This is a genomic window from Gammaproteobacteria bacterium (genome assembly GCA_029880545.1).
Taxonomy (GTDB): Bacteria; Pseudomonadota; Gammaproteobacteria; order Acidiferrobacterales; family SZUA-150; genus JAOUOD01.
Genome location: JAOUOD010000015.1, coordinates 1 through 20,432, shown reverse-complemented (window position 1 = coordinate 20,432; position 20,432 = coordinate 1). Strand labels below are relative to the sequence as shown.

General features: G+C 53.9%; 17 protein-coding genes. 11 read left to right on the top strand and 6 right to left on the bottom strand.

Translation table 11 applies throughout. The annotated features are described in order from the left end of the window. The first annotated feature begins 39 nt into the window (after window positions 1-39). The 4 genes from OEZ10_13910 to OEZ10_13895 all read left to right on the top strand — a co-directional run bounded on the left by OEZ10_13910 (window position 40) and on the right by OEZ10_13895 (window position 4,965). The gene (locus OEZ10_13910; GenBank protein ID MDH5634064.1) at window positions 40-1,707 is read left to right on the top strand and encodes a diguanylate cyclase; all 1,668 of its coding nucleotides are present in this window, start codon (window positions 40-42) and stop codon (window positions 1,705-1,707) included. Window positions 1,708-1,924: 217 nt separating this feature from the next. After that, entirely contained in the window at window positions 1,925-3,307 is a 1,383-nt protein-coding gene (locus tag OEZ10_13905; protein ID MDH5634063.1) for a DUF418 domain-containing protein, read from the top strand. 60 nt (window positions 3,308-3,367) lie between these two features. Then, a complete protein-coding gene (locus OEZ10_13900; GenBank protein MDH5634062.1) occupies window positions 3,368-4,357 on the top strand; it encodes an MBL fold metallo-hydrolase in 990 nt (329 codons plus the stop codon). Further along, window positions 4,354-4,965 (top strand): flavin reductase family protein, encoded by a 612-nt coding sequence (locus OEZ10_13895; protein MDH5634061.1) that lies wholly within the window; start codon window positions 4,354-4,356, stop codon window positions 4,963-4,965. Before OEZ10_13900 ends, OEZ10_13895 begins: the two co-directional genes overlap by 4 nt. Here OEZ10_13895 and OEZ10_13890 read toward each other — a convergent pair. The 4 genes from OEZ10_13890 to OEZ10_13875 form a co-directional block, all read right to left on the bottom strand. Continuing rightward, window positions 4,962-5,936 (bottom strand): quinone oxidoreductase, encoded by a 975-nt coding sequence (locus tag OEZ10_13890; GenBank protein ID MDH5634060.1) that lies wholly within the window; start codon window positions 5,934-5,936, stop codon window positions 4,962-4,964. The two genes, OEZ10_13895 and OEZ10_13890, sit on opposite strands and share 4 nt — an antisense overlap. A gap of 102 nt (window positions 5,937-6,038) precedes the next feature. Next, entirely contained in the window at window positions 6,039-7,445 is a 1,407-nt protein-coding gene (locus OEZ10_13885; protein MDH5634059.1) for a TolC family protein, read from the bottom strand. A gap of 4 nt (window positions 7,446-7,449) precedes the next feature. Then, window positions 7,450-10,575: an efflux RND transporter permease subunit gene (locus tag OEZ10_13880; protein MDH5634058.1), complete on the bottom strand. Its 3,126-nt coding sequence runs from the start codon at window positions 10,573-10,575 to the stop codon at window positions 7,450-7,452. Between the two features lie 169 nt (window positions 10,576-10,744). Next, a complete protein-coding gene (locus OEZ10_13875; protein MDH5634057.1) occupies window positions 10,745-11,395 on the bottom strand; it encodes a porin family protein in 651 nt (216 codons plus the stop codon). 157 nt (window positions 11,396-11,552) lie between these two features. Between OEZ10_13875 and OEZ10_13870 the strand changes: the two genes are divergently transcribed. Further along, the gene (locus tag OEZ10_13870) at window positions 11,553-12,302 is read left to right on the top strand and encodes a hypothetical protein (protein MDH5634056.1); all 750 of its coding nucleotides are present in this window, start codon (window positions 11,553-11,555) and stop codon (window positions 12,300-12,302) included. A 143-nt stretch (window positions 12,303-12,445) separates the two neighbouring features. Here the strand turns inward: OEZ10_13870 and OEZ10_13865 are convergent, their stop codons facing one another. Continuing rightward, window positions 12,446-13,426, bottom strand: a complete 981-nt coding sequence (locus OEZ10_13865) for a hypothetical protein (GenBank protein ID MDH5634055.1) — start codon at window positions 13,424-13,426, stop codon at window positions 12,446-12,448. Between the two features lie 180 nt (window positions 13,427-13,606). Here OEZ10_13865 and OEZ10_13860 point away from each other — a divergent pair, with 180 nt between their 5' ends. From OEZ10_13860 to OEZ10_13845, 4 genes are all read left to right on the top strand, one after another. Further along, entirely contained in the window at window positions 13,607-13,927 is a 321-nt protein-coding gene (locus OEZ10_13860; GenBank protein MDH5634054.1) for a cupin domain-containing protein, read from the top strand. A 277-nt stretch (window positions 13,928-14,204) separates the two neighbouring features. Then, window positions 14,205-14,387 (top strand): hypothetical protein, encoded by a 183-nt coding sequence (locus tag OEZ10_13855; GenBank protein MDH5634053.1) that lies wholly within the window; start codon window positions 14,205-14,207, stop codon window positions 14,385-14,387. A gap of 266 nt (window positions 14,388-14,653) precedes the next feature. After that, window positions 14,654-16,786, top strand: coding sequence for a hypothetical protein (locus OEZ10_13850; GenBank protein ID MDH5634052.1), 2,133 nt, complete (start codon window positions 14,654-14,656; stop codon window positions 16,784-16,786). Between the two features lie 325 nt (window positions 16,787-17,111). Continuing rightward, window positions 17,112-17,810: a DUF4292 domain-containing protein gene (locus tag OEZ10_13845; GenBank protein ID MDH5634051.1), complete on the top strand. Its 699-nt coding sequence runs from the start codon at window positions 17,112-17,114 to the stop codon at window positions 17,808-17,810. A gap of 74 nt (window positions 17,811-17,884) precedes the next feature. On the opposite strand, the gene OEZ10_13840 is transcribed toward OEZ10_13845, so the two are convergent. Next, complete coding sequence (locus OEZ10_13840) at window positions 17,885-19,414, bottom strand: SulP family inorganic anion transporter (protein MDH5634050.1); 1,530 nt, start codon at window positions 19,412-19,414, stop codon at window positions 17,885-17,887. A 405-nt stretch (window positions 19,415-19,819) separates the two neighbouring features. On the opposite strand from OEZ10_13840, the gene OEZ10_13835 reads away from it, so the two are divergent. Continuing rightward, window positions 19,820-20,077, top strand: a complete 258-nt coding sequence (locus OEZ10_13835) for a hypothetical protein (protein MDH5634049.1) — start codon at window positions 19,820-19,822, stop codon at window positions 20,075-20,077. 18 nt (window positions 20,078-20,095) lie between these two features. After that, on the top strand, window positions 20,096-20,432 hold a 337-nt coding region (locus OEZ10_13830), incomplete at its 3' end, for a hypothetical protein (protein ID MDH5634048.1).

Below are 20,432 nucleotides of genomic sequence, written 5' to 3'. Positions count from 1 at the left end.
GTAATCATCACTATGTTGGTTGCAGTGACCGGGATTACTTTGACGATCAACAGGGTTAAGGAATTCAGGGTCACCGACAGGAATGTGGAACTGAAAATCCGCGACAGGCTTAATTTCATTCAAGGCGTAGCCGAACAACTCCTGTCATTGTCCATGCACAATCGCCTGGACAACATCCTGTCCGGGATGTCCTCGGAACCCGATCTTGATCTCGTTGCCATTTTTGATTCAGAAAACCGTGTGCTGGCGTCATCGCGTTATGTCGACAAGAACAGGAATATCGCCAGCCTGTCCGGTGTGCTGGACCTGGCCTTGGTGTCGAAGGCCAAGAACAACAGATACCTGGTAATGAAAACCGATAATGATCTCGGTGTTATGGAGGGTTACGCCAGTATCTGTGCCATGACACGAGACCAGATCAGGCAAAAGCAATGTGGGTTCGCCGTCTACAGAATAGACCTGTTCCACCATTACCGGGATACAGAGAACCTGTTGTTGAATGAAGTCATATTGTTTGGTGGCGGAACGCTGGTCGTGATAACGGTTATCCTTTTGTTAATGTACACGATGCTGTCAAAACCTGCTGTTGAAATTGTGGAGACATTGCACAGGTTTAATGAGGGTGATCGTACGACGCGTATCCCTGTAAGCGGGTACAGTGATTTGCGTAATATCTCATCCTCTATAAACAGCGCACTGGAAGAAATTGTCAGAAATGAGGCCGATTTGAAGAACCAGAAGGAGCGGTTCAGGGCGGTATTTTCCACTATTGTGGATGCGGTTATAACCATTGACAAAAACGGAATTATCGACAGTGTTAATCCGGCAGTTGAAAAACACCTTGGTTACGATCCGTCAGAGCTGGTTGGCCGAAACATTAAATACATCATGCACGGTGAAACCCGGGAAAATCATGATGGCTATCTCGCCAACTACCTTGATACTGGCAAGCGCAAGGTTATCGGATTTCACAGGGAGGTCGAGGCCGTCACCAAAAGTGGCGAGAAAGTACCCGTCGAGCTCGCCGTTGCCGAAATGCGAATAGACGGAGAAATCTATTTCACAGGTGTGTTGCGAGACATAAGCGAACGCGTGCGTTTGCGCGATGCCTTGCAAAAAATGAACCAGGAATTGTTTGATTCCAACCGGGCCTTGAAAACCCGGAATGAACTGGACGCCCTGACCGGGCTGTATAATCGGGGCTATTTTGACCAAATTATCCAGTCGGAAGTACGCCGGGCTGACCGGCAAGGTCAATTTCTCTCGTTGATCATGCTGGACGTGGATCATTTCAAGAAGTACAACGACCACTATGGCCATCCCGAGGGTGACAAATGTCTCAAGGCGTTAGCCGCGTGCCTGGCGCAGTGTTTCAAACGCGATGGCGATGTGTCAGCGCGCTATGGCGGCGAAGAGTTTGTAGTCATCCTGCCCGGAACCAAAAGGGAAGTCGCTGAAAAACTGTCAGAAAAGCTTCGCCGGGCGGTTTATGAATGCCATATTCCCCACGCAGAATCACCCACGGATTCACGAGTTACCGTCAGTATTGGCGTGTCGACGTTTGACCCGGAAACCGGTCACGATTTGAATGAACTGGCGCTGGTTGCCAGTGCCGATGCCGCACTCTACCGGGCCAAGGGTTCAGGTCGAAATACGGTCTTTTCGGTCACGTATGTCAACAATCCCGGTGTCAGTCGCTACGGCTGATTGCCATGTCGCGTGTATCAGCATGTTGGCAGCCAAAAGTCAGCAACAATATTTTTTTTGGCCTATTGATTGATTCGTTCGGCTGAATTCTAATAGCGTTTTATAACAGCAGCTCGCTGCATTGTTTCTGACCAGGTGCCATGAATTCCGCCAAGCGCGTTCCCTGCCCGTTATTGCCAGCCCGTCATGGCGGGGTGGCCGGTTTTTGTCAGCTGTCATGAGCACACCATCCGTAACCGAATCATCGTCGGCATTGGAGCCGGCTCCCTACCTGCGTATCGAACAGATTGATGTGCTGCGTGGCGTCGCCGTGTTGGGCATCTACCTGGTAAACATGTTTATATTTGCCCTGCCATACTCCGAATCCTCGTTGCCGGGCATACTGAACGACGAAAATACGACCAATACGCTGGTGCGATTGTTTTCCGAGGTTTACTGGGAAGGCGCCATGCGTGGCTTGTTTTCCATCCTGTTTGGCGCCAGTGCACTGATTTTTCTCACCGAGGCGAAACTGGCGGCCAGGGGTACCGACCTGGTGGACCGGTACTACAGGCGGTCGATGCTGTTAATCGTGTTCGGTGCGATTCACGCCTACCTGCTGTTATGGCCATACGATGTCTTGTATGCCTACGGTGTGCTGGGCCTGTTCCTGTTTCCATTGCGCAAGCTCGCCGCCCGCACCTTGTTGATAATTGGCGTCATTATGCTGTTTATAGGTGACTTCAATCTCAGCGAGCTGTCATTTCTGCCGAGCCTTGAATCCACGTTGAACGCCGCTGACGTGGCCGACCAGTTCAGTGATCATGAACCCGAAGCGCAGACCGATAACCAGCCGCTGCCACCGGGCGTCGGCCCGAAAAAACCTTCCTTGCAGACTGCCGAGTCCCAAACCAAGGCTGACGCCAGCAATGATGAGTACCAGAAACAACTTATCCTGCAGCAGGAACTGGACATATACCGCTCCGGGTATAAAACGATTTTTGTCTACCAGCGTGAGATGGTAATCGTTCAGCAAAGCACAAAAATGTACCGGGACTTCTTTTATGATATTGGCGGCATGATGTTGATTGGTATGGCGCTGTTCCGGCTGGGCGTCCTGTCAGGCGCGGTCAGTCGACGGGTATATTGGTGGATGCTGATTGTGGGCGGTATTAGCGGAACCATCGTTCGTGGCGCCATCAGCCTGAGAGATGTTGCCAGCGTTCAGGCCTGGGTTGAGCCGGTCCTGGATACGGGGTTTGGTTATAACCTGGCGCGCTTGTTGATTGTCATCGCCTGGGTGGGACTGGTGGGATTGATATGCCAGGGCGGCTGGTTAAGACGATTGCAAACCTGGGTGGCCAATGTCGGGCGCATGGCATTGACCGGCTACATTTCGCAAACCGTGATTTCCGTGATCCTGTTCTACGGTATCGGTTTTGCGTTGTTTGCGAAATTCGAACGTCATGAATTGTTATGGTTTTGCCTGGCTATGTGGGTTGCGCAAATCAGCTTCAGTACCGTGTGGCTGAAATACTACCGGCACGGACCGCTGGAATGGGTCTGGCGTTCGCTGATCTACGGATACTGGCAGGACAACAGGCGTCGACCCGCTTTATAAGTGCAGACTACGGTGTGGGCCGCTACAATCAGCAAACAACCCCGTAACAAGGAGAAAATCATGGTCAGGATGAGCATGTCATTGGCCGGATGGATGTTTTTGCTGGCCCTGGCTGGTCCGGTCGCCGCCGATGCGACGCAGGTGAGTATCACGCCACTGGGCAGTCATGATGGCGAGTTCTGCAGTCGCGACCGGGCGTTATTGCTGGAAGACCCTGACGGCACGCGACTGCTCTATGATCCGGGCCGAACAGTCGCCGGCGCCGACGATGAACGGCTTGGTCGTATTGATGCGTTGCTGATAAGTCATATGCACGGCGATCATGTAGGTAACGCCCATATTGCCGAACGCAATGCCGGCAGTTGCGCCCAACCGGATACACCCGTAAATGTCTTGCCTGATACCAATACAGTAAAAATCGCGCTGGCTAAAAATGCCGCCATTATCGCCGGCAGTGAAATGCCGAAATTCTTTGCTGCCAAGCTGAAAGCCTCGGGCGGTGATCCAAAAAAAGCACGGCTGGTACGTTTTGGCGGGTCAACAAAGCTGGGTGGTGTGACCATTACCACGGTACCGGCCAGTCATTCCAATGGCATTGCCGGTGACATGATTGGCGGTGAGTTGGGCTCAATGCTGAATACTGCCGGCCTCACTGCCCATGCCGGGCCGCCAACCGGGTTTGTCCTGACCTTTAGCAATGGCCTGGTTGTGTATCTTTCCGGTGATACCGGCATTACTGCCGAGCAGGAAAATACTGTGCGCAAGCATTACCGCGCCAGGCTGGCGGTGATGAATATCGGCGATACCTACACAACCGGCCCGCGGGAAGCTGCCTGGGTTGTCAATGAATTGATTCGGCCGGCTTCGGTTATTGCCTCGCACGCCAACGAAGCGGCAACCGAAAAAGGCAAAATCATTGGCGGTACGCGTACCGAGAGTTTTATCAAGGCGACGCGTGTGCCGGTACATTTGCCGCTCAGTGGCCGCACCATGAAATTTGACAACGGCGGTCGATGCATCGACGGTTGCAAACGGGTTCACGCAAAATGATTATTGATCCCGACCAGCTGGATACGACATCGGTATACAAGCTGTTGACCGGTGCCGTTGTGCCCAGGCCAATTGCCTGGGTGTCCAGTCGCAGCGGCGACGGCATACTGAATCTCGCGCCCTACAGTTTTTTTAACGTTGCGTCACGCAAACCGCCCATGCTCAGTATATCCATCGGTCCACGCACCGGTGGTGAGGATTATGCCAAGGATACCTTGACCAATATTCGTGAGACCGGTGAGTTTGTCATTAACATGGTGTCACTGAAGCTCGCCAACGCCATGCATGAAACCTCGATCAACCATGCACCGGACGTGGACGAGTTTGAGCGCTCCGGCGTCACGCCGGCAGACTGCGAAGTGGTATCGGCACCGAGGGTGGCGGAATCGCTGATCAGCATGGAGTGTACGCTGGAGCATGAACTGCAGCTGGGCACGGATGTGCTGATTATCGGCCGCATGCATCGTTATCACGTGCGTGATGAGCTGATCAACAATGGTCGTATCGACCAGGCTGCGCTGGATCCGCTGGCGCGTATGGCCGGTAATTTCACGCGAATCGGCAAGCTGTTTGATTTGCCGATAAATGACAGTGAGTTACCGGGCTAGATACGCAACACCGTAGAACCGGTGGTCTTGCGCGCTTCCATGTCACGGTGCGCATCCGCTGCATCTTTCAGGGCATAGTGCTGGTTGATGTTGTTCTTGACGATGCCCTTGTCGATCACTTCAATAAGCCGTTGTGCACCTTCGACGAGCAACGCACGCGTGGAGACATGCGTGGCCAGTGTTGGCCGGGTGACATAGAGTGAACCCTTGGGCGCCAGCATTTTCGGGCTGAACGGTTCGACCTGGCCGGTGATGTTGCCAAAGGTAACCATAACGCCAAACGGCCGCAGGCAATCCAGCGAATCTTCAAAAGTCTCCTGGCCGATACCGTCATATACCACCGGGACGCCCTGGCCGCCGGTGAGTTCGCGCACGCGTTGTGGCAGGTTTTCTTCGCGGTAATACACCACGTGATCACAGCCATGGGCCATGGCCAGTTCAGCCTTTTGCTTCGAACCCACCGTACCGATAACCGTTGCGCCAAGATGTTTTGCCCATTGGCAAACCATCAGGCCAACGCCACCGGCAGCGGCGTGAATCAGGATGGTGTCGCCCGCCTTGACCGGGTAGGTGCGAAACAACAGGTAGTGCGCGGTCAGGCCTTTGAGCATCATGGTTGCGGCGGTGTCATCGTTGATGCTGTCGGGAATTCGCACCAGTTTTTGTGCGTCGATCAGGCGTTCCTCGGCGTAGGCGCCGGGCACCATGGCGTAAGCGACACGATCACCGGTGGCGAGATCCGTTACGCCTTCACCAATTTCAGCAACTACGCCCGCCGCTTCCATACCGAGTACGGCCGGCAATTCGGCAACCGGGTAAACGCCGCTGCGCATGTAGATATCAATAAAATTCAGTCCGCAGGCGGTTTGCCTGAGTCGCACCTGCCCCGGGCCTGGTGAGCCAACGTCAACAGTTTCCCACTGCATGGCGTCGGGTCCGCCTGGCTGATGTATGCGAATGGCGTGGGTCATGACGTTCTCCTGTTGCGGTGTTGTTGATCCAGGCAAGTGTAGCAGGCTGCCTGAAGAATCCTATAAGCAGAATCCTGTGGCCAGAATCCTGTGAGCGAAATCCTATGGTTTGGCGGGTTGCTGCAGTACGCGGTCTTCCTGTACCAGTTGATCGGTAAGGCGCAACCATTCGATCTGCAGCTTGGCCAGCGCGACGGTGTGCGCAGTAAAGCCGAACCGTGCCTCGTCAACGCGATTGACGGCGACGATGTAGTCGTTGAGCGTAACCTTGCCGAAAGAATAGTTTTCCGCCTCGTCGCGCAAAACCGCTTCGGCCAACCGGATCTTGTCGGTGGCAATGGTGATAAGCGCCTGTTCCCGTTCAATTTGCTGGTACAGGTTTTTCAGGTTGGTGTGCAGTTCCTCGTACTTGTCCTGGTTGGACAACACGGTCTTGCGGTGTTCAAGTTTTGCAATGCTTTCGCGGGCACGGGCCACCGAGCCACCCAGTTCCCAGCGCAGGCCGATGCCGCCGAACCAGCTGCGCTGTTCATTCTCGATACCCCATTGCTCACCGTCGGCGCGATAGCCCAGTAACAGGTTGGTGGAGGGCAGGATATCGTCGGCAGCGCTTTTCACTTCTAGTGTGCCTTGTTGTTCGAGCAGCGCCAGCGTCTTGTAGGTGCGACTGTTACCGGTAAAGTTGCCATAGTCCCGTTCAAACTGCACCTGGGCTGCCGGCTTGTCCGGTTTTACCGGCACCAGCATTTCCGGTTGCCGGTGGCGAACCGCCCGGGCGATCAGGTTACGATAGTTGTCGCGGGTTTCCTGCAGCACGATAACGTTTTCCTGCTTGCCGATGAGCAGCAGTTTCATCTTGTTCACATCAACAGGCAGGGCAATTTTCTGGCGCTGCCGGTCGCGTATATCCTGCATCAGCTTCTGGTTGGAGCGCAGTGATGCTTCGCCGGTGCGCAGGTTTTCGTAGGCGGTGTACCAGTTGTAATAGGTAGCGGTCAGCCCGGCCAGGTAATCCTCGTAGGCCTCCACCACCTGGTAGCGAACGATATCGTTTTCAATACCAATGAGCTTGCCTTGCAATGACAGCGCCTTGCCAAATGCGTTGCGGGCAATAGGCTGGGTGATCAACAATTCAATACTGGACTGGTCAACCGCGCCGGCAGCAATAACCGGTTTGTTGTAGTTCAGCGCCAGCGCGGTGCCGCTGAACGGAAACAGCTTGCTCAGTGATACCGATGCGTCAGGGCTTTCATGATCCTGGTCGAGAAAGACATGATGGCGATACTTGATATCGGCAATGATGTCGCTGTCGGGCATCAGTGCATCATGACGATACTGTAGCTTGTATTGATCAATAAGGATGCGTTCAAAGCTGGTATCGTTTCGCGTCGCCTGCTCGATAAACGCAGACAGAGTCAGTGGCGAGACCTTGTTCGCCGCGGTGTCCGCCAGCGCGCTGTTGCCGGTCAGCAACAGCGCAACGAGTGTATGTAGTGGCAGGCGCGTCATGGTGTCACCGTATCCGCATGGCAAAACGGGATTGCATGTCCTGGAGCATGGCATACAGGCATGGAATCAGTAACAGCGTGATGGCCGAGCCAAACAACAGGCCCCAGGCCAGTGCCAGCATCATTTCGGCCAGCATGGCATCATAGCCGGCAAGCCCATAGGCAGTTGGCAGTACACCGGCCACCGTGGTCAGTGTTGTCAGGGTGACAGCTTTCAGTCGGGTCTGGGCGATGCGCGCAATTTTTTCATAATGGCTGGCGCCCTGTTGTTCAATTATTTCGCCATCCAGCTTGGTGAGCATGATAATGGCATCGTTAACCACAACACCGGCCATGCCCAGTGCGCCGACAGCGGCAAAGAATCCAAACAGCGTCTGGCCGTGTGCCCAGAATGCCAGGATAACGCCGGCAGCGCCGAACGGAATCGACAGGATAATCATCAGGGATCTTGAGAACGAATTAAACAGGATCAGCAAGATGGCGAAAATCAGCAGGATCACCAGCACGATGGCATTCAGCAGGCTGCTGCGCGACTCGCGGGTCTCGGCAACTTCACCATCAAACCCGAGTGTCGTCGTTGGTTGCTGGCTAGCCACTTCCTTGAACACACCGTTTTCCAGGTCAAGCGCGACCTGCAGTGGTGTCTTCTCGGACCCTTTTTTCAGGTCAGCCATGACGGTTGTTGCCCGACGGGTATCGCGACGATTAATGGAAACCGGCGACTGGATCCGGGTAACCGTAACCAGGTCAGCCAACGGTGCCAGGTAGTTGCCACGGTTCTCAACAGGTATCTGCAGAATGCTGTTGATGTCACGCTTGGCATCGTTGATCACGGACAGGCGTACATCAATACGCTCACTGCCTTTTGGCAATTCGTAGAGTATGTTGCCTTCAAGCGATGCGCGGAAGGTGGTGGAAATATCCAGCGGGCTGATCGCCAGTCGTTTTACCTTGTCTCTTTGAATATCGATCCTGTACTCAGGAAGTGTCAGTGGCTTGTCTATTTCCCCGTTGGCAAGATCCGGATGTTTCTGCATGGCGGCAAGCACGGCCTCGGCGGCCTTGTCACGCAACGCATCATCGTTTTCCTGTATCAGTACTTCTATGGCCGTGCCCGATGACTGGCCCCAGCGACTCTTCTGGATAACCAGCTTGTTGATGCCCTTGACCTTGTCCGCTTCCGGTTTCCACAGCGCCACCAGTTCATCAGCGGAACGTGACCGGTCTTCCTTGGGCACGATTTCAATAATCATGCGGAAGCTGTTTTCCCTGGCGACGCCGCCGTGACGACTGCGTGCAATTTCTGTGCGGAAACCCACCACTTCCTTGCCTATGTAGGGCTCGATAATGGCTTCAATCTTTTTGCTGATCTCGGCGGTTTCGTAGCGATCGGACGTTTTGTCGGCGGTGCCGAGCAGCACAATTTCCCGTGTTTCCGAATTGGGAAACAAGACAAAGTTCATGGTGTGTTTGGCGATCAGCAATGATACTGCCAGCACCACAACAAAGCCGGCGACGATCAGGTACTTGTAATTCAGCAGTCGTATCAGCAGGTCACCGTAACGGGTTTCATAGTGATCGAACCAGTGTGGCCGGGTGCGCGGCTTGCTGCTGCCGGAAAGAAACTGCAGGAACGCCGGCGTTTGCAGGTGCAGGTGACCGGGCAGGATCACCAGCGATTCGAGCAGGCTGGCGACCAGCATCAGGAACACAATGACAGGAATGAAACTTACATACTTGCCGAGCCAGCCTGAGAAGAAATACAGCGGCACGAACGCAGCACAGGTGGTGGCAATGGCGGCAACGATGGGCATGAATACCTGGCTCGTGCCCTTGATTGCCGCATCGCGGGAGCTGAACCCGCGAGCGCGAAAGCGGCCGACGTTTTCGGCAACAACAATGGCATCATCGACAACAATGCCCATGACAATGATGACCGCGGCCAGGGTGACGTTATTAATGGTATAACCAATCAGCCAGGCGCCCACCAGGGTCATGCAGATGGTGAACGGAATGCCCATGGCCACCCAGATGCCGGCGCGACGGCTGAGAAACAGGAACAGCGTGATCAGTATCAGTGTGAAACCGATACCACCGTTGGTGGCAATGATACTGAGACGGTTGCGTACGTCATAGGATTCATCATCGAGGATCACCAGGTCTATATCGGAATGACGCAGGTTGGTATTGCGGAATTCATCGACAACGGTTTGCACGGCATCAAGTGATTCAATAATGCCGAATGAGCCGGTCTTGACCACGTTGAACATGATTGATTCGTGGCCATTAACCTTGATCAGCTGTTTTTCACGGCGGAAGCCGTTTTCAACCGTGGCAATATCCTTTAGCCCGATTGCCTTGCCCTTGAAGCCGGCCTGGACATAAAGCTGTTCCAGCTTGCTGACGCTGTCCAGCTGCGCGTTAATGGTAACACTGGGTTCGTCCTTGATCTCGATATTGCCAGCCGGTTGCCTGATGTGGTTGCGGTAAACCTCGTTGATTACCTGGCTCAGCGGAATCTGGTAGCGCACCAGTTTTTTCGGATCAACATTGATCTGCAATTCTTCCTGCAGGTAGCCGGAACGATTGACGCCGGTGATTTGTGGCAGGGCGGTCAGCTGCAGTTCCAGCGCGGCGGCGTAGGATTGCAGTTCGCGACGCTGTTCGTCGGTCAGCAGGTGAACCTTGCGATTGATCAGGGCGATATCAATAATGGCTTTCTTGGAGCTCTTGAACACGCGCACGCGGGGCTTGTCACGTACTTCCGGCGGCAGGCGCGTGCCCAGGGCAGCGTTGCGAATTTCAGTAATGGCCTCGTCCTTGTTGGCAAAATCCGCTTCAAGTTCCACGTTAATCGTGGTCGCACCGCGACTGACGCTGCTGATAATGCGGTAGACGCCATCCACCGCGCGCAGCTCTTCTTCCAGCTCACGGGTAACAAAATGCTCTACTTCCTCGGCAGTGGCGCCGGGATAAATGGCCGACACGCGAACCACGTCCGATGTCACGTCCGGACGCTCTTCTTTCTTGATCGACTGCCAGCTGGCGATGCCGCCGATGATGATGGCAATAAACAGCAGGTTGGTCAGCAGGTGACGATCAACAAAAAATTCAACAAACCGGTTTATCATAATATAGGTAGCAGCATGCGCAGCGTCAGATTAGCCTGTTGATTGTTCGGATAATGTTATATGACCGGAGTGAAATGGTAGGCGTAATTATTGCACAGGTACAGCGGATTTTTACCGGTTTTACAGCGCACCGTGGCGAGACGATCAGCCCGATCCTGTTGGCAAAACGTCAGAAGCGCGTGAACACGGCGAACCCGAGCGAGTTGTAGTCAAAGTTATAGTCTTGATTGAATGTCTTGCTTTCAGGGCGCACCCGGTAATGCTCCAGCTGCAGGCGAATACCGAGCCGGCTCAACAAGCTGTATTCCACGCCAATGCCTGTATAAGGCGCGATTCCCTGGTCGGTTTCGTTGGCAACAATGCCGAAGTTGTCGGAAAGCTCGACTTTGCTGGTCCAGCGGCTGAGCCCGACCTTGGCCAGCAGGTTCAGTCGCTGCCTGCGATCCAGCGGCAGCGTTCCCAGTGCGCCGACACGGGTATTATTGACCTTGTAATCGATACTGATATCACCGGTGCGCCAGGCGCTGCCGCCGCTGGATTGGGCTTCATGGCCCCACCAACCGTTACTGATGTGGCCCAGCTCCAGTCCCAGGTAAGGAGAAAAGCGGAATTCCCCAAAAAGCGAAAACGCCAGGACAGTGGAGTAGTCAGCATCGACGGCAAATATGGAGCCATCATCGAACTGGCCAATATCCGGGCGCGTATGCGATGAGCCGGTAGTAAAACCGACATGCCAGCCCTCGGCTGCGCGGCTGCTGCCGGCAAAGGAAACGCTGGCTAACATTAGCACGGGCAATGTTAATGGCAGGTAGTGACGCATTCCTGTCTCCCTTTCGCAGATAACAGCAATCATACATTATCAAGGCGAGAAAATTATTGACCAGCGTCATGTTACCAGACCGGGTTGACCATAAGCGAATTATCATAAACACTGGCCACGGTTATGGTTGTTTCACGAGAGGCAGGGCAAGACATAAATGAGTGATACCCTGGTTATTCAGTCTCACCGATCACCATTGCCTTACAGCTGGCTTGAGCAGTGCATTGTATCGGTGCGTCGCTGGGCGGAGTCCGGTCATCATGAGTATCGCTTTGTTGGCGATGAACTGTTTGAGGTTCTCCCCGACGATATTCGCCAGCTGGCATCATCCCGACCGGTTATGGCTTCGGACCTGGCGCGGTTGCTGTTATTACGCGACGGGCTGGCATCCGGCTACCAAACAGTGATCTGGCTGGATGCGGATTTTCTCATCTTTGATCCATCACGATTTGTATTGCCCGATGACAGCTTTGCTGTAGGGCGGGAAGTGTGGGTGGATCATGATCACAGCGGCAAGCTGAAAGCATGGACAAAAGTGCACAATGCCTTGCTGATGTTTTGCCGGGACAACAGTTTTCTTGATTTCTATATTGACACGGCGAAGCGATTCCTCGGGCACGGTACAAGCAAGGTGCCGCCACAATTTATCGGCCCCAAGTTACTGACCGCGCTGCACAATGTTGCCGGTTTCCCGGTGATGGAAATCGCCGGCATGTTGAGCCCGATGGTAGCCAGGGACATACTGGCAGGTGGTGGCGTCGCGCTGGATTTGTTCAGGAAGAAGTCGCCCGTTCCCATTGCCGGTGCCAACCTGTGTTGTTCGAGCTGTGACAGCGGCGAGCTGACCGATACCGAGTCGAGCGAACTGGTTGATTGCCTGGTGAGCAACCCGGGCAAGTGGTTCTGAAAAATGCGGAATCCTGTTACCGGGGTTTCGCTTGCTTGGTTACCAGCACGGCTCCGGATTGGCTGTCAGCATGCGAACGCCGCGAGTGCGGCCATGGTCATATCGAGTGAATCGCTCGCCGATGAGCAGTCGTGAAACCCGTCTTAGTGCTGGCCAGCATCCTGGTTCAATAATGTCAGTTGTTGATCATCGATCGATTTGTTACAGGCATTGTCAGTCTGTATCGGCAGCTGTAACTGCAGACGCTGTTGATCCTGTTCCTCACGCGTCTTGATAGACAGGTAGTCGTGCCTGTCCATTTCGAACAGCTGTCGGTATTGCGCAGTCATGTCGAACCAGCTGTTCAGTCGTGAAAGAAAGCGCTGATCCTGCTGCACGTCCCTGGTGTCGAGGAATGCCTGTATCGCCAGGTAGTAGCGCAAGGCATTGCGCTCAGCGACCGCTGCCATGCCATTAATGTAGATCGGTTGACCCTGTTCACCCGTGGAAACTACTGTCAAACCGGTTTTATTTCCAGCCAGTGTCGCCAGGTAAGTGTTCATGGCCAGTCGGGACCAGGCACCGTATTTCCACGAATAACTGAAACGTATGAACGTGGACTCATCGTTCAGTGGTATGGCCTCGGCAACAATTCGGTAGTCGCGTGTATCCAGCGGGCCCTGGCCGGCGCTGAGTACAAGATGAAAATAATCTGCCTGGTAGGAAGCAGGCTGCCACGTGTAACTCAGGCGGAATACGTGCTCAGGGTTTTCATAAAATTTTCTGCCGGCATAAAAGTTCAGCTGGCAGGTATTGTCGATTGGCTGGTAAGTGCAGGCCTTGATGTTGAAATGCTGCGGCACAATCCGGCACCAGTTGGCCGGCGTGGTCAATGCCGTGCGCACGGATTCAAACGGGTGGCGAATGATGCCGTAAACATTTCCGATGAGACCGCCTTTGGCTGTATCGGACTCGAGTAGCATTGGCACGCCGTATGCGTTGGCCGCCAGTTTCGGTTTCAGCTCCTGGTAACGATTCTGTAATTGTCGAATATCGGCCGAAGCATCCGGGTGCCAGGGGAGCGACAACACGGCGGCAATGAATGCAGTCGGAAATTTTGGTGAACATGTTAGCAGGTTGCGCATGGCGTATGGCCGGCCGTCCCGGCGTGCTGAGGTGGGGACACGATCGCCTGACCGGGTTGCCCATATACTGGTTATAGTACAGAGTTCATCGCCGGAGTTGGTTTGTCTCCCGGCAAGACTAACGTGCGTCCCTTGTGCCGGTAATTCAAGCAGAATCCGCACCAGGAAAAAAGGAGTGGTATGGAATTGCAGTGCTGGAATACTGATCGGGATGGAGAGCTGTCCGAGGCCGCCATGCGCAGGTGGCTGGAAGCGCAAGGCTACCGGGTTTGTACCTATGTTTATCCGCCGGGCACGGTATTTCCCGATCACAGCCACACTGGCGACAAGATGGATGGCGTGATATCCGGCCGGTTTCGCATGACCATGGACGGCAACAGTATTGTGCTTGGCCCGGGTGATATGCTGGTTGTGCCCCGTGGCGTGGTGCATCGGGCCGAAGTGGTGGGCGAAGCGCCGGTCGTCAGCCTGGATGCCATTCGCATCGATATACTCGAATAAACCCCGTTTTTATTGGTGCGTCAGTACCGGTTCAGACGCGGCCTGCTTAAAACATCAGAATAACTACCGCATTTACAGGTTCATAATGGCCTGCGATATGTAAAGCATGGACGCGGCAATGTTTTTGAGGCTCTGGCCTGTAAAGAATCGTCACAAGCCCCGCAGGTGTCCAGCCGACAGCGCCTGGAGCATGTAGAGTATAAAGAGATGGACCGGGTCTTGATCATGCCGTCTGACCGGGGCCATCAGTGTCATCAACAATAGCCTAAGTGCGAGGATGCGCGGCTCAGCAATCATGGGGGTGCTTGCGATGCTGATTCACGAAGACAAACGTAGCATTTTGCGCGACGGCCTGTTCGCGTTGATCATATGCCTGGTTCTCGGGTTTGCCGGGTGTGAAACTAGCCTGATGCCCAGGGCGGAAGCCGGCAGTGTCCCGGCATCATTACCGATTCAATAAGCTCAACGATAAGCTGTTCAGAATTGGGCCGTGCTTTTGGCGCCTGGTAGTAGGTATAATAACCGGATAAACAGGTCAGTCCTGACCGCGTATTGGACGGTCACTACCATATTCTGCGCGGGATCCAATAAGTTAATAGTCTTTCACATGATAAGCTTTAATCATGTTGAAAACGATAGGCGTCACGTTTATCAAGACAGAAGCATTGGTTACAAAAACCCGCGTACGCTACGTTTGTAAAAGCAAACGAGAGAAGAGGTTTCGCCATGCGAAGCATACTAACCGGCCTCATGGTATTTCTGCTGACAGCCTTGTCGGTAACCCACGCTAATGTTGTTGTGCTGAAACCTTCCGGCAGCGGAAACCAGTATGGCGGCCTCAATGGCGCCGTGGGATTGGCCGCGGAATCCCTGCAAGGCGGCACTGTACTGTTCACCGCCGGAGCGGCATCGTCGAGTGCGCAGTTGGGCGCTGATGGTCAATTTAATGTGGTCACCGGGGCCGGAAGCAATATCAATGTTATTGCCAGCCTGGTCCCGGAGGGTATGCCACCGGTAAGCATGAGTTTCAGCAATATCCCGGCCCTCGCAGACAAGGAGGTGCGCACGCTTGATCTTGTGCGTGCTTCCGGCCGCATCGTTGGCAGGGTAACGGTTATCGGCGGCACGCTTGAAAGTATTTCGTTTTCAGCGACGGCGAATACCGTGATGGGTGGCGTGACCGAACGCTATCGCTCGTCAGTAAACGTGAATCGAAGCGGTACTGCAAACCCCGAAGCATGGTTGGCCATGCCATCAGGTATCGCGACACAGGTGTCGGCCCAGGTACAAGCGCTGAGCACCAGGGGTTGTACTGTCAGCCAGGGTGCCGCGCCACAGACAGTTACGGTCACCGACGGTCTTGTTGCCCCCACAGTTGTACATTGGATCATTAATATTTCGTCGCAACCTTGCGTCATGACCAATGTTTCCGGGCAGTTCCGGTTGAACGGCCTCGACCCCTCGGCGCAACTGCAACAGCACACGGCCCTGTTTAGTGGGCCTGAATTCTACAGCCTGGATTTCACCCGGCCTGGAAGTTACAGCATCAGCCCGGTTACGACCGGCGTTTACTCGTTGGCGCAAACCAGTGTATTTCAGCCACCCTATGGTGAGCTGGGTTATGCCAACAAGTCCGTGGTTGTTTCCGGCGCGACGGTCGTTGATTTGGTGGAAGCGGTTGCCACGGCACACGGTAGCGTGGTGCTTAATGGCGAATGGGGGTTTGCAGACGTGCAAAGCGCGACCATTGATCCTGCTGGCCTGGGCGCAACGCCTGCTGATACCTTGTTTGCGTCCGATAATCTTGATCCTGGCAACGGCCAGTTTGACCTGGTGCTGGCGACCGGCACCTGGGATATCAACCAGTATGGTTTCCGCTTTGTCGAGGTGCTGGCTGGTCGAGACAACACGTTCTCGTTGAATCTTGATTTGCCGGTAGTGACCGGCGTGAATCAGCACACCTTGACGACCGGGCAGTGGCTGAATATGGCGCCACTCGTGCTGGATACCGCCAAGGCCGATGTGGATGTCCAGGTAGAACAGTTGCCGGGACAACCAGCCGTTACCGTCAATACTGTATCCATCAATGGTGGCGCCATGTTGTTGGACCCCAATACAGGGCTGCCTGCCGGAACGGTTTCCGTCAGCGCCACCAGTTCCGGCAACGCTGCCGCTTCAGTGCGGATGTCGATTTATGGCTTGCCGGGCACCTATTCATTGGTTGCCACGGGCCTTGGATCAGATGGCCTGTTGTACCGGGCACCGTTTGTGTTAACCCTTGGCCCGGCAGCACCGCCACCCGGGCCCGGGCCAATGCAGTGTTTTGGCATCAACACCATGAAAGTACAGTTTCATGATGACAAGATATATATCAATGATGCCGTGTTCAGTGTGACTGGTGAAACTCCCGATCTTTCCGCAGAGGATGTGGTGGTGATGATCGATGGCCTGGAATACCGTATCCCGGCGGGCAGTTTCCGCCAGTCAGGCGAAGGTCAGCGCTATCGCTTTCGAACTGCTGAAGCTGAAAAGCCATCAATCAGGATGAGCCTCGATTTCGACAAGATGCGCTGGAGCATCAAGATTCGTGATGACGATGTTGGCCGGGTAGATAACAACGATGGTGTGGATATAGGTCTCGCCATAGGAAGTTACCGCGGAGCAGAATCCATCGTCATGAAAACAAAACATGGCCATGAGGCCGGATTGTGGTACAAGCGGAAACCAAGACTGCGCTGTGGCGATACCAATGACGACGATCATAAAGACGATGATCACGAGCACGATCGTGACAGGGATGATCACAAGGATGATAAGAAAGGGCACAAAGGCAAATACAGTCCGAAGAAGATGAAGTAATATCAATATAGAACGATGTGACAAAAAGGGCCGGAAACGGCCCTATATTTTTTTCCGAAACTGCGCAGATATTTTCAGGTGACCGCAACCGGTTTGCGCGTTATGGTAGAGAGCGGTATGTGATACATGCGCAGGATTACACGGCTGAGCAGTCAGGCAAGATGCCGGAGCGAGTGCGCGCAGCCATGCCAGACCGGTTCAGTGCCGGTATTACGATGGGTTGGAGCGATGTTGCAGATACTTGTGAACCTGGGGTTCGCCACGGGGCATCATCGCGGAACCCGGCCGCAACAATTTTTCAGGACCAGGCAAATCTGGAGGCAGTATGCGTATAAATTATAACCGGTTGTTGATATCAATTTTTCTGTCTGTCGCCGGGGCACTGCCCGCGGCAGCATCCATGGCCGGTGAAGCTGAAACCATTGTGGGTAATATTGTCAAAGCCTATGGCGGTGTTGATGCATTGAAGCGGGTCAAGTCCGTTCACCACATCGGTACAATACAATCCGTTCGTTTGCAAAAGACCGGCACCCTGAGCCGGTTGCTGGTGTTGCCGGGCAAGCTGCGCGTCGAAATAGATTATCCCGGCGGGCCAAAAGAGCAGCGCATTACGACTGAAGCCGGCGCCTGGCGCGACGGTCGCCCGGCCACGGCACCCATGCACAAGGCGATGACCTTGCAGGCTGCCCGGTTTCAGTTACCACTTATCCTCACACGTCACCCGGTCACTATCGTCAGCAAGGACAAGGGCCAGGTGCGATTGAAAGTTGAGTTACCGGATTCCACATCGCTGGAGGTGACGGTTAACCCGGACAACTGGCGCATCGTGCGCTCGGTTGGCCGCATGGCCATGGGGCAGATGAACATGGAATTCGGCGCCGACTACTCGGACTTCCGAATTGTTGATGGCGTGTTGTTCGCCCATCGCGAACAGCTCATGGCAATGGGCCAGCCCACCGGAATCGCTGAAATCAAGAAAATTGAAATCAACCGCAACGAAGCCAAAGACCAGTTCAGCATCTGATCACGCTGTTTTTCGGCATAATAACCGCGCCCCGGCGTCGCGTGGCTTGCCGGGATCGCCAAGGCTGTAACCGGTCAGGCCAGCTTGTCATCAGCAACGTGGTATTTCGGATCTTCCATGACGTTGACTTCCACCAGGTCACCGGCCTTGGTCAGCAGTTGACGGCATTCGGCACTTAAGTGACGAAGATGCAGTTTCTTGCCGAGCTTGATGTAACGTTCAGCCAGCGTGTCGATGGCTTCGATGGCCGAGTGGTCCGCAACTCGCGAGTTCTGAAATTCAATGATCACGTCATCCGGATCGTTTTCCGGTGTAAACAGTTCCAGGAAGCGTTTCACTGAACCAAAGAACAATGGCCCGGACAGTTCGTATACCCGGGAGCCATTCTCGTCATCATAGCCGTAAATGTTGATGTGCTTGGCATGCTCCCAGGCAAAGGCCAGCGCCGCGACGATTACGCCAACGATAACGGCGACCGCCAGGTCGGTGGCAACAGTCACCCCGGACACCAGTATGAGCACGAAGGCATCGGTGCGCGGGATCTTTTTGATAATGCGAAGACTCGACCATTCAAACGTGCCCAGTACCACCATGAACATGACGCCCACCAGTGCTGCCATGGGGATTTGCTTGATGAGGTCGGAGGCAAACAGGATAAAACTTAACAGGAACAGCGCCGCGGCAATGGCAGACAATCTTTTGCGGCCACCGGAATTAACGTTAATCATGCTCTGACCGATCATGGCGCATCCGCCCATGCCGCCGAACATGCCGGTTACCGTGTTGGCGATACCCTGGCCAACACATTCACGATTACCGCGTCCACGAGTATTGGTGACTTCGTCAATCAGGCTTAACGTCAGCAGGGATTCGATCAGGCCGATAGCGGCCAGTATGATGGAATAGGGAAGAATGATCATCAGGGTTTCGCGGTTAAAGGGCACGGCCGGAACGTGAAAAGCAGGCAAGCCACCCTTGATGTCAGCGAGATCACCGACAACGTTGGTATTAATATCAAAACCGATCACCAGGCCTGATACCACCAGTATGGCTGCCAGCGGTGACGGAAATGTCTGGGTGAGCCTGGGCAGAAAGTGAATAATGAGCATGGTCAGCATTACCAGGCCGGCCAATGTCCATAGCGCAGTACCCGTGAGCCACTGGCTGCTGCCATCCGCCAGCTTGACCTGGAAGTGCTGAAGCTGTGCCAGGAAAATCACGATCGCCAGGCCGTTGACAAAGCCCAGCATCACCGGGTACGGCACAATACGAATGAATTTCCCCAGTCGGGCAACGCCGGCCAGGATCTGGATGATGCCGGTCAGCACCACGGCGGCGAACAGGTATTCCACACCATGGTTTGCCACCAGCGTGACCATGACCACCGCCATCGCGCCGGTAGCACCGGAAATCATGCCCGGGCGACCCCCGAAAATAGCGGCCAGCAAGCCCACCATGAACGCAGCGTACAGTCCCACCAGCGGCTTCACGCCGGCAACAAAGGCAAAGGCAACGGCTTCCGGCACCAGCGCCAGGGCTACGGTCAAGCCGGAAAGAATTTCGTTTTGAAAACAGGCGCGATTGGTGCAACCAAGCTGAAACATGGGTTTTCTCGTGACGGGCTGTGAGCGGGCGCGCAGTATATCAGAGAACATCCCTGGAAGGGGCGGCACCGTTCCCGCCTGAACAGCCCCGGCAGCAGACGGTTGACCGCGGATTGAAGAAGAGTCGGGTGTGTACTATATAGGTTAGAATATTAGAGAGAATTGCCCTGTGATACGGGTTTTGATTGTGGCCGAATTGTGACCTGGCAGGAATCGACTCAAAGCGGACATAGAAATAGTATTGGGTATGTCGTATCAAATATTTGGGGTCAGAGTAGAAACTTCAGCCACTTCTCTAGCTAGCTCCTGGCTATTTTTACTCTGATCCCAAAATATTAATACAAAGACGCGCTCTTCTTGGTATACAGGACCTCCTTGTCCGGTAATACAGATAGTCAGTGAAATATGGCAGGCAGAGTAACGTCGTCGAAAGGTGGGATCAAGAAAAACCGTGGTCTGTCCCCGATTACTTCATTTTTTGCTTATCAATTTGCTGCTACAGTTGTATTTGAGGCGACGCTCGCAGCTGCACCTTTGGCGGCGTTGGGGCCTCTATCTGCGGTTGTGCTTGTGACATTTTTATTTGTAGTTCTGGCGACGATAATGTCACTTATCTTAGACTGGATCAAAGAAAAATCGGTAGAACTATTGTGCAAACAATAATGTTTAGGTGGTTTTGATATGGAATACCATTTTAGGATGACAAATAAGTTAACTGTGCTGGTGATTTTTGGTTTGCTGTTGTGTATTTATATTGCTACCAGAGAATATGGTGTTGATGTTGGTCATCTTAAATTAATGCAAAAACATTTCTCACAGATTGGTGTAGTGGTAGGGCCAATTGCGATTCTTGTGCTTTTAGCAAGAAAATCCAAAACTGGAGATTTTGTGATAAACCAGAAAGGAGTTATCGACGAGGCATCTGATGTACGAATAGGATTCATTCCATGGGAGCATATAGAAAGAATCTGTGTATCTCATTCCGCGCCTTATTTTATGAAACATTTCAGGTTATTTC

Bases quoted from the DNA above. Each gene is read 5' to 3' on its own strand.
- OEZ10_13865 (MDH5634055.1), bottom strand. From the start codon at position 13,426: ATGCGCAACCTGCTAACATGTTCACCAAAATTTCCGACTGCATTCATT.
- OEZ10_13860 (MDH5634054.1), top strand. From the start codon at position 13,607: ATGGAATTGCAGTGCTGGAATACTGATCGGGATGGAGAGCTGTCCGAG.
- OEZ10_13840 (MDH5634050.1), bottom strand. From the start codon at position 19,414: ATGTTTCAGCTTGGTTGCACCAATCGCGCCTGTTTTCAAAACGAAATT.
- OEZ10_13835 (MDH5634049.1), top strand. From the start codon at position 19,820: ATGGCAGGCAGAGTAACGTCGTCGAAAGGTGGGATCAAGAAAAACCGT.
- OEZ10_13855 (MDH5634053.1), top strand. From the start codon at position 14,205: ATGCGCGGCTCAGCAATCATGGGGGTGCTTGCGATGCTGATTCACGAA.
- OEZ10_13870 (MDH5634056.1), top strand. From the start codon at position 11,553: ATGAGTGATACCCTGGTTATTCAGTCTCACCGATCACCATTGCCTTAC.
- OEZ10_13890 (MDH5634060.1), bottom strand. From the start codon at position 5,936: ATGACCCACGCCATTCGCATACATCAGCCAGGCGGACCCGACGCCATG.
- OEZ10_13875 (MDH5634057.1), bottom strand. From the start codon at position 11,395: ATGCGTCACTACCTGCCATTAACATTGCCCGTGCTAATGTTAGCCAGC.
- OEZ10_13850 (MDH5634052.1), top strand. From the start codon at position 14,654: ATGCGAAGCATACTAACCGGCCTCATGGTATTTCTGCTGACAGCCTTG.
- OEZ10_13880 (MDH5634058.1), bottom strand. From the start codon at position 10,575: ATGATAAACCGGTTTGTTGAATTTTTTGTTGATCGTCACCTGCTGACC.
- OEZ10_13895 (MDH5634061.1), top strand. From the start codon at position 4,354: ATGATTATTGATCCCGACCAGCTGGATACGACATCGGTATACAAGCTG.
- OEZ10_13900 (MDH5634062.1), top strand. From the start codon at position 3,368: ATGGTCAGGATGAGCATGTCATTGGCCGGATGGATGTTTTTGCTGGCC.
- OEZ10_13845 (MDH5634051.1), top strand. From the start codon at position 17,112: ATGCGTATAAATTATAACCGGTTGTTGATATCAATTTTTCTGTCTGTC.
- OEZ10_13885 (MDH5634059.1), bottom strand. From the start codon at position 7,445: ATGACGCGCCTGCCACTACATACACTCGTTGCGCTGTTGCTGACCGGC.
- OEZ10_13905 (MDH5634063.1), top strand. From the start codon at position 1,925: ATGAGCACACCATCCGTAACCGAATCATCGTCGGCATTGGAGCCGGCT.